We start from the raw sequence: 14,900 nt of genomic DNA, 5'->3' as shown, positions 1-14,900 counted from the left end.
CGGGATCTTAGCTCGAAATAGCGAGCGGCCACTCGTCTGTGCCGCTCAAAAACGCGCCCGGATCGATCATGTTGTAGAAGCTGGCCGTGAACTCTTGGCGTGAGCGTATGCGGGCAGGGGACTCGCGAGGGGAGAGGGTCGAATATCCGGATGCTGGACTTGGTCCGCGGCCAGGAAGGGATGTCGTTATCAGCGGATCAGAGCCATCGTCCTGGTCTCCACATGCGCGCCCGCTTGGAGACGATAGAAATAGGTTCCGGACGCGACCTCATGGCCCGCATCGTCGACGCCGCGCCAATCGATTTCGTGGCGGCCGGCAGGGCGGACCTCACTGCTCACCAGATCGCGCACCAGACGCCCCCTGACATCGAAGATACGCAGGTTCACCATTTCCTGCCTCGTCAACGTGTAGACGATCGTCGTGGCCGGGTTGAAGGGATTGGGCTGGTTCTGCTCGAGGTAGCGATCGTCCATGGCCACCCCGGGCGCGAGCCCCGTGACCGGCCGATGCTCCAGGATCCACACCCCGTTGGCGTACAGCAGTCCGCCAGTGGCCCACAGCGAGTAGGCGTACCAGCCCGGCCGCTCGAACTCGGCCACCACCGCGGGCGCGGCGGGGTCGGCCACGTCCACGGCGATGAGCTGGTCGCGGAACATGAGATCGAGGTAGACGTGGTCGCTGCCGGCGGCGAGCGCGCGGACGGGGTGGTCGATACGGAGGAAGCCGACCTCTTGAGGCTGCGTGGGATCGCCGATGTCGGCGATGACCAGGCCCAACTGGTTGTCCTGGCTGCGGCCGGCGAAGTAGGCGCGGTCGCCGGCGAGGGCGATGTCGAGCGCCTTCCAGGTCTCGAGGCGGCCCACGATGGCAGGGATGCCGGGGACGGTGTGGTCGAGGACGTAGAGGCCGCCGCGGTCGCCGTCGGTGTCGGTGACCGGGTAGTAGGTGTAGCGGTCGTCCATGGCCAGGTCGGTGGCGTGGATCAGGTCGAGGTGGCCGTACGCGGTGGGGCTCGTGGGGTCGGAGACGTCCAGGACGCGGAGGCCCTTGTCGTAGGTGACGCAGCAGGCCAGGGTGCCGCGGACCGCCACGTTCTCGATGTCGCCGACCGCGGCGTGCAGGGCGATCCGGCGTGGGGCGGTGGGGACGGCGATGTCGAAGATGTGCAGGCCGCTGTCGCCGGCGGCAAAGGCCAGGTTGCCCTCGACGGCGAGGTCGGAGAGGCGGTCGGGGATGCGGACGTAGCCGCGGGTGGTCGGGGCGGTGGGATCGCCCACGTCGAGGATGCGCAGGCCGCCGTTGCTCTCGGCGACGTAGGCGAGGTCGCCGCGGATGGTGAGGCCCAGGGCGAAGCCGCCCACGGGGCAGGCGCCGGCGATGGTGGGCGCGGTGGGATCGGCGAGGTCGACGATCTGGACGCCCTCCAGGTACGCCGCCAGGTGGGCGCGACCGTCGCGGCAGACGACCTCGTAGTCGCGGCCGGGCGGGTCGATGGCGCCGACGAGGGTGAGGTCGTGGGGGTCGGCGATGTCGATGAGGCGCAGGCCCGAGTGCATCATGGAGACCACGGCGAGGTCGCCCCAGAGGTCGACGTCGCGGGTGGAGTCGCCGAGCGGGAGGTCGTCGAGGAGTGCGGGGTGGACGGGGTCGGAGACGTCCCAGGCGCGCAGGCCGTTGTGGTTGGCGGCGGCGAGGAGGAGATCGTCGCGGACCGTGATGCCCTCGTAGCTCCAGTAGGGGCCCTCGGGGATGAACGACCGCTGCACGGGGTCGGCGGGGTCGGTGATGTCGTAGAGGAAGATGCCGTTCCAGGTGGCGAGGTAGGCGATATCGCCCTGGACGACGACGTCCTGGGGGAAGGCGACCGGATCGAGGTGCTGGACGAGTTGCGGCGCGGTGGGGTCGGCGACGTCGACGATGAACAGGCCCTCGTAGGTGTCGACCAGGTAGACGTGGTCCGCGTGCACGGCGAGCGCCGCGGCCCGGGTGCCGGGCTGGAGCGCGGCGAGGAGCCGGGGCTGCGCGGGGTCGGCGACGTCGACGATCTGCAGGCCGAAGTGGCCGTCGGCGACGTAGGCGATCTGGCCCGCCACCAGGATGTCGTCGATGCGCGCGGGGAGCTGCAGGCGGCCCAGGGGCTGGGGATGGGCGGGGTCGGCGATGTCGACGACCGCGAGGGTGGCGCCGTCGGCGTGGAAGAGGCGGGTGCCCTGGACGTCCAGGCCGAGGCAGGGGCCGGTGTCGTGGTAGCCGAGGACGGCGAGCTGGTCGGACTGGGCGGGGGCGGTGGCGGTGGTGAGGCAGAGCAGGGTGACGACGACGACGGCTCGGGCGAGGAGCGTCGAGGGCATGGTGGTCCCTCCCGTGAGTTGGCCGCCACGCCGGCCTGGTGAAGTGAGGGCGGGCGGTGGTCGGGGGTCGGGGGAATTGTAACATGGATCGGGGGGCGGGGACGGTTTATCGTTGACGGGGACAACGTGCTGGCCTTCGAGGGGGATGAGATTTCATGCTGACGACGTCCAGGGCTTCCGTTCTTCGCTGGTTGCTGGTCCTCTCGGTGCTCGCGGGGCTGGTCGGGCTCCTGTCGTGCATGGAGGAGACGCCCGTGGAGGTGGCGCTCTACCAGGTTGGGGCGGTGGAGGGGTATGTGACCGAACTGGGGGTAGGGGTGGTGGCTATGATCTCCGCCAGGTCCTTCAATGGCAATGGCGAGTGGTCCGCCGAGGCATCGACAAGATCGGATTCCTCGGGCTGGTACCAGCTAGAGCTGCCGTCGGGGGACTATCGGTTTACAGTCACTCCTACCGGGTATGATGGATCATTCAACCTTCAGTGCGACACCGTCAGTATCGGGGCACAGACCATTCGCCATGATTATCAGAGGGGACGGGCCAATGTGTCGGTTCGACTACCTGAGATCTTCGAGGGGCAACGCCTTCCTCTGGAACTGATGTCCGGAGGTGCGAACAGAATGAGCCAGAACCAGACGGTAACCGGGGGCCTTTTGCATTACGAGTTCCCCGGTCTACCCGCCGGCACGTATTCCATGCGGTTAACAGTTTGTGGGGAAGATTTCTATCTACCCGGAGTTCGTGACCTGGAAGAGGCAGACCTGTTGGCAGTGGATATGGAACAGGTCACGACCAGCTCGGCCGACTTCTCGGACCAGTACGCGACCATCTCGGGCCAGATCACCGGGGAGTGGCAGGGACGCTCGACTGCCCGATTCACCATCAGCGCCTATGCTGACGGATTGCAGCAACTAGCATATACACAGAGCCAGGACGATGGCTCGTTCCTGCTCGAGATCATGTTTCCCCTCGATGTTCGCATGCAGGTCTACGGCAACCAGGGGCAGCTTTGGATCGGGGGCGATTCGTATGAGACCGCTCAGGTCTTCACGCTGCGCCCCGGAGATCATATTTCCGATCTCACACTGCCCGCCTGCTGCCTCGAGATCTGGCTCGAAGGGCCCGGTTTCATGACCGAGCATCGCGGTACGGTCATCCTCCGGGAAGAGTCCGGATCGGAATATACAGGATCTTTTTACAGCGCGGACCCGATGGTGCGCTGCAGCTTCAAGCCGGGACGCCATTACCTCCAGGTCAATGGTCAGTGCGAGAACCAGGTCTGGGCGCCCCAGTGGTACGAAGGCGCCTCGATGCTGGAGGAGGCGACGCCCATCGACCTGGCCGAGGGTGAATATCGGCGCTTGGATTTCGCGCTGGAGAGAGGCGCGGAGATATCGGGTCAGATCCTGACACATGATGGGCAGAATCCGGGCACCATGCGGTGCGCTCTCTACGTCGACGAGGATTCTGAACTCTGCCGTTATCAATATTACGAGGATGGTATCTTCAGCATGAGGGGGTTGGGGGATGGTGAGTATTATCTCGCATGCCGATACATAAGCTATGCTCCCTTCTGGTATCCGGGCACTTACTACTTCTCCGAGGCCACGCCCATCTTCATCACCGATCTCGAGTCCGTCACCGACCTCGTCTGGAATCTCCCGCCGGTCAGCAAGGCGGTCCAGCCATGATGCCGCGGTTGCGCGCCGGGGTGGCCTCTCTGCTGGCCACCACCTTGCTCCTCATGACCGTTCTGGGTTGCGAGGACATGAAGCACACCCACGATCCGGTGCTGCCGGCCGGCCGCATCGAGGGGCGGGTCCGGACTTTCGGGCTCTCCATGGATGGGGACGTCTTCGCCCGACAATACATCGATGGTTCGTATTCGGGAACTACGGTACGGGCCGTTCTTGATTCTACCGGTCGTTACAGCATGGACGTGCCACAGGGCGACTATCTGGTCACCCTGGATCTCGACGACCCGGATGGACGCTACCTGTATGCCAGCCCGACCCTGAGCTTTGGACAGGTGCCGCCTGAGACGGTCCGGGTGGATGACTACCGATCCACCCTGAGCCTCGACTTCGATCTCGGTGCCATGGTGCTGGACCTAGGGCTCGCGACTGTGTTCGACGGGCATCATCTCGGCGCGATCCTCTACCGTAGCGATGCGGATCCCGGCTCCAACCTCAGCTATGTCAAACTGGCCCAGGTGGAAGTGACGGAAGGCAGGGCCTTTTGTCCGATCCCGGGAGTCATGCCGGGTACGTATCAGGTCGAGCTGGTGATCAGCGAGCAGACCATTTATCACGTCGATCCAATCGACGGCAATACAGAGCGTTTCTGGTGGCCCGGGACGCACGATCGCGCCGAGACACCCTGGATCGACATCGGGACCGATACTCTGGTGGTGCTCGCCGAAGGACTTTCACCGGAGGCCGCCCGCCTCGAGGGTAGAATCTCCGGGGCCTGGCTGGATCTGGGTCTCGGGCGTGAGCCTGAGCTGGACGTTGTTGCTCTAGATTCCACCACCATCCGCAGTTCATCCACCGTTGCGGAAGATGGTCGGTTCGCCATCGATCTGCAGGTGCCGACTCCGGTCAAGCTGCGGGTCGAGCAGAGCGGTGTCGTGCAGTGGATCGGTGGACCGGGTTTCGCAGAGGCGACGGTCTTCTCGGCCCAGTCGGGAGAGACGATCTCCGGCATCGAACTCGTGCAGTGCGGCCTGCAAGTCAGGATCGAGACCGAGGATGCGTCATTCGGAACGCCGTACTTCTACCTCCACGACCCCTTCGATCACACCCTGCTGGCCACGGCCGAGATGATTGACGGTAGCGATCGGAACTTCGGCATTCCCAACCTCTGGCCCGGCGAGTATCTCCTTGAGGTTTCACCCATGCCCTCGATGTTCGGCTGGCAATCCTGGCGCCCCCAGTGGTACGACCGGGCCAGCCGGGTCGAGGATGCGCAGACGATCGTCATCGGCGGCGTCGGCGATATCGTGATGCTCGACCTGGTGCTGGAACGCGGTGGTGTGGTCAGCGGGCGCGTCGGATCGATCTCTGGCGCCATTCCCTTTCACTACGTCCTGATGACTCCGGCCGACGAGAACCTGGCCCTGGTCTACCGCTGGTATTGGAATGACGTTTCCGATTTCAGCTTCAGCGGTCTGCCTGATGGAGAGTTCAAGGTTGGTTTTCTGTCGTTTTCCACTGGCTGGGACCCCTTGCTGCCTCCCCCCGCAGAAACCATCTGGTACCCCGGCACACAGGACTGGGACGAGGCTACAATCCTCACCATCGAGAACGCAAACGAGATCACCGGAATCGATTTCGAGGTGCCTTGATGAAGGGCACGTAACCCTCACGCTTCCGAAGCCGTTTCCAGGGCGGAGCAGTCCATCCCGACCATTTCATCCGATATCCCTGCGGTATAACCCATCGCAATGGAGATAGCCTGCCGAACCAACCCCCGGGGGACGGAATTAGACTGCGAAATCCGTCCCCCGGGGGTTGCGGATAGACTGCAATCGTGACCCGGGAAACCCCCACCCCGGAAGCGCAAGAAGTCCATCGTTATTATCGTTGATCCCTCACCCGTCGCCGCCCCGGCCGCGACCCGACCAGGACCCCGCGGGGAGCCCGCACGCCCCCCTGACCTAATAAAGAGGAAATCCCATGCCCCGGACCTTGCACTTCGCCATATGGACCCTCTTCACCCTGACCCTCCTCGCCACCGCCGCCCTCGCCGACTGGCAAGGCGAGACCGTCACCGTCGACGGCACGACCACCGTCCGCAACCCGGAGACCCCGGCCCAGGGCGAGACCGTGCAGGTCATGCGCGAGCTCTGGCGCCGCGGGGGCGAGGACGACGAGATCCTCTTCGGCACCATCGCCGAGTTCCTCCACGACGACGACGGCAACATCTACCTCCTGGACGGCCAGCTCTCCGAGATCCAGGTCTTCGACCGCAGCGGCGAGTGGCTCCGCACGGTGGGCCGCCAGGGCGAGGGACCGGGTGAGTTCCAGAACGGCGCCGACATGTTCTGGGCGCCGGGAGGGCAGATCGGCGTGGTGCAGGCCTGGCCGGGCAAGATCGTGATGATCACCCCCGACGGCGCGCCGGGCGAGACCTTCGCGCTGCCGTACCGCGACGGCGGCGGCTTCCAGTCGGTCAGCCGCGGGGCCGGCCATGGCGAGACCATGATCCTGGCCGGCACGGCGTGGACGCGCGAGGACGGCAAGCAGCTCCAGTTCACCTACCTGAAGGCCTACGACGCGAGCGGGGCCGAGCTGGCCACCTACCAGGAGACGTCGCGCGAGACCCAGTTCGGCAACTACGAGTTCAGGGAAGAGGAGTTCACCGACTTCCAGCGGCGCTGGGCCGTGGCGCCCGACGGTCGCGTGGCTGCGGCGCTGTCGTTCACCGACTACCGGATCCACGTCTGGAACGCCGACGGCACGGTCGACCGCGTCATCGAGCGGCCCGGCTACCAGGCCGTGGCGCGGACCGCCGCCGAGAAGGCCCGCTTCCAGACCATGTACGACGCCTTCACGCGCTGGAACCGCGGCTCCACCTTCCGGGTGCACGACGACCACCAGACCATCGGCCAGCTGTTCTTCCGCGAGGACGGCACGCTCTGGGTGCAGTGCAGCGCCTACCGCTGGCGCGCGGGCGGGGGGGTCTTCACGAGCTTCGACGTCTACGACGAGGCGGGCCGCTACCAGCAGCGGGTCGACCTGGTCGCGCCCGCCGACGCCGCCGAGGACGGGCTCTACTTCGCCGGCGACCGGGCCTACGTGGTCACCGACCTGTTCAATGCCATCATGACCAGCATCGGCGGCGAAGCCGACGCCGACGCGGACGCCGAGCCGGTGACCGTCATCGCCTTCGAGTTCGAACCGGTGGTGATGGCGTCGCCCTGACGGCGGACCGCGGTCCTCACCGCACGACCACCATCCGCACCGCGTGGTCGGTCCCCTGGTAGGCGACCCGGCCGTGGTACACCCCCGAGGCCACGCGGCGGCCCTGGCCGTCGCGCTGGTCCCAGGGGAAGGTCCCGTCGGGACGGGCGGGCACCACGGCGCAGAGCCGGCCGGCCACGTCGTAGATCCTCAACGTGACGCCATCGTACGAGGCCTTGTCGGTGGCCCCCAGCAGCCGGACCACGGTCTGCGCGCTGGCCGGATTCGGCGCGGCCGAGAGCGACAGCGCCGCCGCGGCGGACGGCGCCGCCGCCGCCGGGCCCCCGATCACGTGATGATCCGCCACCACGCCGTTCTCGCCGTCGCCCGGCAGATAGGCGCGCACGTAATCGATGGCCACCTCGACGGCCGAGACCCGGATCCGCACGTGACCGGAGTTGGGCAGCAGCGTGCCGTGGGTGTACTCGCCGGGCACCATGGCGCCGTAGTCGTAGGTGAAATCGTGCGGCTGGGGTGCGGTCAGGTACACCATGCCGTCGAGCTCCTGGTAGGCGTAGAAGTGGTCGTGGCCCTTGATGACCGCGGTCACGTCGGCCGCCACCAGCAGGTCGTGGATCGGACCGTGCTCCCAGCCGGGCCGCTGGAGCGTGAAGAGGTCGGTGCCGAACTCGTTCTCGCCGCCCCACTCGTAGCTCGCGTTGTGCTCCACGCGCCACTTCACCGCCTCGATCCCGCCGCGTCCGTAGGCCTCGTTGGGACCGCCGACTCCGCCGACCAGCTGGTGCAGGAACACGAACTTCCAGCGGCGTTCGGACTGGTGGAGGACCTCGTAAAGCCAGTCGTACTGCTCGTGCCCCAGCGTCCAGGCCCAGCCGCCGCCCTCTTGCGGCACGTCGTTGTGGAAGGGGCGCTCCTCGGTGTACCAGTAGGGGTCGAGCACCACGAACTGGGCATCGCCCCATTCCCAGGCGAAGTAGCTCTCGCGGAAGCCCTCGCCGATCAGCGGAGGGTCGGGGCAGCCGCTGTAGAAGCCGTCGGGATAGGGGTTGGGGACGAAGGCTCGCCGCGCCGCTTCCGACCAGGCCGACACGCTGTCGCCTGCGGCGATGAAGTAGCCCAGCTCGCCTTCGTGGTTGCCGATGACCAGGTAGCTGGGCACCGAGTGGGTGAACTGGTCCAGGTAGATGCGCTGGATGACGTAGTGGTCCAGGGCGTGCCGCAGCGTCTGGCTGTACTCGGTCATGGCGTAGTCGCCGAGGCAGAAATGGAAATCGGGGACGTCTTCCATGACGTTCAGCAGGGTGCGGTCGTAGAGCTTGAGGGCGTCGCTCTCGGGCGTGGCGGCGGCCCAGGTCTCCCAGAGGTGGGAGTCGGCCTGCACGGTGAAGGTGAAGGGGGAGCCCGCGCGGCGCTGGGTCCAGAAGCTCCGTAGCGGGCCCACCTTGAACTCCTCGTCCGAGCCGGCGCGGCGGTAGCAGAGGCGGTAGACGTGCCGGGTGTGGGGGACCAGCCCGTCGAGCTCGATGTCGCACGGCTGGTCGGCCAGGGCGATGACCGGCGCGGTGAACTGCGATGGGGAATCGACCCCGTACTCCACGTACGCTTCCATGTCGACCAGCGCCGCGAAGTTGACGGTGGCCGAGTGGTCGGTGGGGCGGCCGACGGCCTCGTGCGCGGTCAGGGTCTCGCCGATGGTGCGGCTGACCTGGAGCGTGGCCGGCCAGCGGTTCGGCACCAGGTCCGAGCACAGGACGAAATTGGACGCCGGACCATAGGGGTTCTGATCGTCGAGGCAGAGGATCACGGCGGGCGCCGCCCCGCCCCAGCCGGGCTGCGAGATGATCTCGTTGATGATGGGGCTGATGTCGCCGGAATAGTAGAACAGCTGGTTGGTCTCGCCGGCCTGCCAGGCCGAGCGGAGGGTCACGGTGTGGGATGCCGTGGTGCGTGGCAGTAGCGAGGGCCGCCGCTCATCCGAGAACTCCGACGACTCGGGTTCGAGCACTCCCGTGATGGTGAAGGTCAGGCTGTCGGCGACCTGGCCGCCGCGGGCGGAGAAACGCAACCGGGCGAACAGCACCTTGTCGTGCTGGGCCAGCGCGGCGGCCCGGAAGCGCAGGCCGATGTCGTGGACGGTGCCGTCATCGCTGCGACCGATCCGCAACGGCGACATGTCGGGATTCCAGACGCAGTCCCCCAGCTCGACACCGTCGTCGGCGCCGGTGGCGATGACCAGCTCGAGCGGCCGCGCCTGGATCCGGGCCACGCTGCAGAGCAACACCACTGCCGACAGGAAGGCAAGATACCTGTTCATGGTGCGCGGTCCACGTCTTCGGGCCGTCGTTCTCGCGTCGGGACACGGCGGGAGCGCATGATGTTTTCTCGTAGTCGGGGACGCGAGAACACGGACATCCAAGCTCCCAGCCTCGTCTCGATTGTATCTCGTTTTTGTGATCTAATAAAATGAAATTTGTAGCTCCGGCTCCGCATTCTGATGGTTGGTCACGACGGAGTTCCAGGCCGGGCTCTCGCCGCCGAGAGTGCTTCGGCAGGTAAAATGTTTTCTCACAATATTTTATAAATACTATCGAGATTGCATCTCGTGGACCGAGGCTAGGCGACCCCCATGGGCGGAATCTCCCTAGCTCAACCTGGATATTGTGATGTTTGGGCTCTTGTCGCGAACCCGTAGGTTCCAGGGATGTGGAATTGCCAGCCCCTGGCCATGAGGTTAGGTTTGACCACCACTCGATCCCGTGGCCATGAAAGGATCGCGATGAGTATCCGCCGTCCGACAGCCCTGTTCGCCCCGATCATCCTGATGTCCCTGTTCGGCTGCTCGAACGACCGCATCGCCTCGCTCGGCGAGGCCGTGTCGCCGGGCGCGGGCGCGGGCTTCAACGTGGTGCTCGTCTCCATCGACACCGCCCGGCGCGACCACTTCGGCTGCTATGGCGATCCGGACGCCGCCACGCCCACCGTGGACCGGCTGGCGGCCGAGGGGATCCTGGTCGAGGACGCGGTGACGGCAGTGCCACTCACGCTCCCCTCGCACGCCACCATGCTCACGGGCCTGAACCCGCCGCGCCACGGCGTGCACGACAACGGTGTCGACGCGCTCGGCCCGGAGCCCTCGCTGCTGACCGAATCGTTGCGCGACGCGGGATACGCCACCGCGGCGTTCGTCGGCGCCTTCGTCCTCGACGAGCGCTTCGGGCTGGACCGGGGCTTCGACGTCTACGATTTCGAGGTCCACCGCGACGGCTACCGTCCCCAGATGGCCGACTTCAACGAACGGTCGGCCAGGGACGTGACCGACGCGGCGCTGGCCTGGCTCCGCGACCGGCCCGCGGACCAGCCGTTCTTCGCCTGGCTGCACTACTTCGACCCGCACCTGCCCTACACCTCGCCCCTGCAGCAGCGGCCGGAGTTCCAGAACCGTCCGTACGATGCCGAGATCGCCTATGCCGACCAGCAGCTCGGACGCCTCGTGGCCTGGCTCGAGGCCAGCAATCGAGCCGACCGCACCATCGTGATCGTCGTGTCCGATCACGGCGAGGCGCTGGGCGAGCATCAGGAAGAGACGCACGGCATGTTCATCTACGAGCCGACGATGCGGGTGCCCATGGTCATCTGGTCGCCCGGGTTGCTCCAGGGACCGCTGCGCCTGGCCGATCGCGCCGTGGGCCTGGTGGACCTGCGGGCCACCATCGAGGATCTGGTGGGCATCGACGGCGGCGCCGGCGACGGCGACGGCCTCAGCCTGCTCGGCGAGATCCCGACCGACCGCCAGCTCTATCTCGAGACCGAGGGGCCGCTGCGCATGGCGCACTGCAGCCCGCTGCGCGGCCTGCGCAGCACCGGGGAGAAGTTCATCGAGGCGCCGGACCGGGAGTTCTACGACCTCGTCGCCGATCCGGACGAGTCGAAGAACCTCTATACCGAACGTGGCGCCACGCTGGGGCCGTACGAGGCCGCGCTCGCGGGCTGGACCACGGGCGCGGTCGCGGACGCTGCCGAGCGCCAGCTGTCCGACGACGAGATCACGCGTCTGGAATCGCTGGGCTATACTGTCAACAACCGGACCGGGGATCACGGATCGCTGCCCGACCCCAAGCGCATGATCCAGCAGTTCAACGACGGCATGCGCGCCGAGCAGCTCTACGGCCAGGGCGATTACGAGGGGGCGGCCCGGCTGGCCCGCCGGATCCTCGCCCGCTGCGACGGCTGCCTGAACGCGGTGCGCGTGCTCGCCTTCAGCCAGCTCCGGCTCGGCCATGCCGATTCGGCGGTGGCCCTGCTCGGCGAACGGGCCGCCGCCACCTCCGACACCTACCTCCTGCGCTCGCTGGCCAAGGCCCAGATCATGAGCGACGACGTGCCGGGCGCGTTGCGGACGCTCGAGGCCTACGCGGCGCTGGCTCCCGGGGACGGTCGCGTGGAGGTGCTGCGCGGCGATTGCCAGGCCGCACTCGGCGATCCGGAAGCGGCGCTCCGCCATTACGCGCGGGCCCTGGAGATCGATCCCCACCGGAGCGGGATCCGGGCGCAGGATCGGATGGACCGGACCAGGGAGCAAATCGGGGGGTCGTGATCCTGATCCAGGCAACCGCGTCGGCCGGTGGGGACCCGCAGGCCGGGCGGCTCCAGTCAGGAACGGCTATCGTATGCAGTTGATCGACCGAGATCGCAGCAGCTGCATACGCCGAGGAGCGCCGTGGAAAAGGGCCATTCTCTCAACCACTACGAGATCACCGGGAAGCTCGGCCAGGGCGGCATGGGCGAGGTGTACCGTGCGCGAGATACCAAGCTGGGTCGCGACGTGGCGCTCAAGGTGTTGCCCGAGGCCCTGGTCGCCGATCCCGATCGGCACGCTCGCTTCCACCGCGAGGCCAAGCTCCTGGCCGCCTTCGCCCATCCTCACGTGGCGTCGATCTACAGCCTCGAGGACGATGGCGACCAGCATTTCCTGGTGATGGAACTGGTCGAGGGCGAGGATCTCGCGGTGCGACTCCTGCGCGGTCCCATCCCGCCGGCGGAGGCGCTGGGCATCGCCCGCCAGATCGCCACGGCGCTGGAGGCCGCCCACGAGAAGGGCATCATCCACCGCGACCTGAAGCCAGCCAACGTCAAGCTCGCCCCGGCGGGCGAGGTCAAGGTCCTGGATTTCGGTCTGGCCAAGGTGCGCGAGGACAGCGCCCTCGAGACCGACCCGGCCGATCTCAGCGAATCGCCCACCATCGCTCCGGACATGACCCGCGAGGGCATGATCCTCGGCACGGCGGCCTACATGAGTCCCGAACAGGCCCGCGGTCGGACCGTGGACGAGCGCACGGACATCTGGGCCTTCGGCTGCGTGCTCTACGAGATGCTCACGGGCAAGGCGGCGTTTCGCGGCGATTCGGTGTCGGACACCCTGGCTGCGGTGCTGCGGTCGGAGCCCGATCCCCAGGCGCTACCAGCGGACGTTCCTCCGGCGGTCCTGCGCCTGCTGCGTCGTTGTCTGCGCAAGGACCTGAAGCAGCGCCTGCATCACATCGCCGACGCGCGCATCGTCCTCGAGGACGTGCTTCTGGAGCAGGATCCCTCGGGAATCTCGGATCTGTCGGCCTTCACCAGCTCGGTGTCGAGCCAGGTCACGCCGCCGCCATCGACGCCGGTCGCCGGCCGGGCACGACGGTCCTGGCCGCTGGTGCTCGCCTTGCTGGGTTGGCTCGTGGCCGTGGTCGTGGCGCTGGGAGTCTGGCGCCACGAGCCGGAATACCCGCAACCCACCCGTCTGGACGCCCTGTCCTTTTCCGGACGCGACTGGTCTCCCGACGCTTCCCCCGATGGGGCGGTGATCGCCTTCGTCTCCGATCGCGACGGGTCGGCCATGATCTGGCTCAAGCAGGTGGCCGGCGGCGGCGAGGCGCCCCTCACCACGGGCCCCGACGACCTGCCGAGGTTCTCTCCAGACGGCTCGCAGGTACTCTTCGTCAGGGACGAAGGGGGCATCCGCAACCTCTATCGCCTCGCGGTTCTGGGTGGTCAGCCTCGCCGGCTGCTCGACGACGTCCTGGAGGCGGATTGGTCCCCGGACGGCTCGCAGGTGGCGTTCATCCGCATGGCGTCGGAGGCCAACGACAACGTCTTCTTCGTCGGCGTCGCCGAGGTCCAGTCGGGACGCGAACGGATCCTCAACAAGATCCGCAACCGGACCACCTACGGGATCCGCTGGTCCCCCGATGGAGAATCCATCGCTCTCTGCCTGACCTCGCTGACCGGCAACGTGGCCGAGGCCAGCAACCTGGCGCTGGTGGATGTGCAGAGCGGTGAAATGCGACGGCTGGAGCTCACCGACTGGTGGGGACCCTTCACCGCCGCGGACTGGGCGCCCTCGGGCCGCTCGCTGGTGGTGGGCCAGGCGGCCGATGTCCTCGCCCACGTCGCCAATTCGCCGAGCCAGATCATGGAATACGACCTCGACAGCGGCCGGACGCGACCGCTCTTCTGGCTGCCCGTGCGCCTGCCACGCAGCGGCTGGGGCTACTCGTCCATCGCGGTCCTGGACGCCGATCACCTCGTCATCGACGAGGAGGTCGGCCTGGCCGTGCTCCAGGAATATTCGCTGGCGGGGGAGCCGATGCACACGCAGCCGCGGGACCTCACCAGCAGCCTCGGCCGCGACCGTCAACCGGCCTATGCTCCGGATAGCCGGAGCATCATCTTCTCCTCCAACCGGAGCGGCAACATCGACCTCTGGACCCTGGACCGTGCCTCCGGCGCGATCGTCCAGCTCACCGACGATCCGAGCGACGACTGGGATCCGGCCTTCACTCCCGATGGCGAGCAGATCCTCTGGAGTTCCAACCGCAGCGGAAACCTGGAGATCTGGATCGCCAAGGCCGACGGCAGCCAGGCGCGACAGGTCTCCCGGGACGGGATCGATGCCGAGAATCCCACCATGACCCCCGATGGCCAGTGGATCATCTACTCCAGCAACAACGACGCCCAGCGGGGCATCTGGAAGATCCGCCCCGACGGCAGCGACGCCAGGCGGCTGGTGGAGGTGGCCAGCCTGCTGCCCGAGGTCTCGCCGGACGGCCGCTATGCGCTCTACGTGGTCTTCCACAGCCTCAACTACCAGATCCGGGTGGTCGAGATCGAGACCGGAGCCACCGTGCCCTTCGTCATCGACATCTCCACCATCGAACGGCACCAGACCGTGACCTTCGGTCGGGCGCGCTGGACTGCCGACGGCCGGGGCATCGTGTTCGTGGGCCAGGATGCCAATGGGCACATCGGCCTCCAGGTCCAGGATTTCGTGCCGGGGGAGGATACGACGGCCTCCCGTCGCAAGCTCGTGGGCTTCACCCGGGACCGCGCCATCGAGTCCATGGGGCTGTCGCCGGACGGGCAGAGCCTCACGGTCTCGGCCGCGTTCCAGCGGATGGTGCTGCAGCAGGCGCGGTATGTGGGGTTGGAAGGCTGGGGGGATCGCTGATAGCGGAGGTGGCCAGGGATGACATGATCCCTTCGATCAGCCAGGGTAGAGGCGGCGGGAACATCATTTGCATCCAGGTGTCTGAACTGATCCGTCCTCCCACCGGAGAATGGAGTCCATGACTCTGTCAGGAGGAT

The 14,900-nt window shown here is 66.9% G+C and carries 7 protein-coding genes; 5 read left to right on the top strand and 2 right to left on the bottom strand.

Features of this window, described 5'->3' with window-relative positions:
* Positions 1-189 precede the first annotated feature (189 nt).
* Positions 190-2,352 (bottom strand): LVIVD repeat-containing protein, encoded by a 2,163-nt coding sequence (locus IFSED24_RS13185; protein ID WP_491331932.1) that lies wholly within the window; start codon positions 2,350-2,352, stop codon positions 190-192.
* Positions 2,353-2,507: 155 nt separating this feature from the next.
* Between IFSED24_RS13185 and IFSED24_RS13180 the strand changes: the two genes are divergently transcribed.
* The 3 genes from IFSED24_RS13180 (at position 2,508) to IFSED24_RS13170 (ending at position 7,277) form a co-directional block, all read left to right on the top strand.
* Positions 2,508-4,043, top strand: a complete 1,536-nt coding sequence (locus tag IFSED24_RS13180) for a hypothetical protein (RefSeq protein ID WP_491331931.1) — start codon at positions 2,508-2,510, stop codon at positions 4,041-4,043.
* On the top strand, positions 4,040-5,698 hold the full coding sequence (locus IFSED24_RS13175) for a hypothetical protein (RefSeq protein ID WP_491331930.1): 1,659 nt from the start codon (positions 4,040-4,042) through the stop codon (positions 5,696-5,698). The genes IFSED24_RS13180 and IFSED24_RS13175 overlap by 4 nt, the downstream gene beginning before the upstream one ends.
* A gap of 331 nt (positions 5,699-6,029) precedes the next feature.
* Positions 6,030-7,277 carry a 6-bladed beta-propeller gene (locus IFSED24_RS13170; RefSeq protein ID WP_491331929.1) on the top strand — a complete coding sequence of 416 codons (1,248 nt, stop codon included), beginning with the start codon at positions 6,030-6,032 and terminating at the stop codon, positions 7,275-7,277.
* 16 nt (positions 7,278-7,293) lie between these two features.
* On the opposite strand, the gene IFSED24_RS13165 is transcribed toward IFSED24_RS13170, so the two are convergent.
* Positions 7,294-9,591 (bottom strand): hypothetical protein, encoded by a 2,298-nt coding sequence (locus IFSED24_RS13165; protein WP_491331928.1) that lies wholly within the window; start codon positions 9,589-9,591, stop codon positions 7,294-7,296.
* Between the two features lie 462 nt (positions 9,592-10,053).
* Here IFSED24_RS13165 and IFSED24_RS13160 point away from each other — a divergent pair, with 462 nt between their 5' ends.
* Entirely contained in the window at positions 10,054-11,871 is a 1,818-nt protein-coding gene (locus IFSED24_RS13160) for a sulfatase-like hydrolase/transferase (protein ID WP_491331927.1), read from the top strand.
* Positions 11,872-11,994: 123 nt separating this feature from the next.
* Positions 11,995-14,763, top strand: coding sequence for a protein kinase domain-containing protein (locus tag IFSED24_RS13155; protein WP_491331926.1), 2,769 nt, complete (start codon positions 11,995-11,997; stop codon positions 14,761-14,763).
* Positions 14,764-14,900 lie beyond the last annotated feature (137 nt).

This window comes from Candidatus Latescibacter sp. IFSED24 (assembly GCF_058273205.1).
Note: the sequence above shows the minus strand (reverse complement) of the source record. Positions and strands in the feature narration are given on the sequence as shown.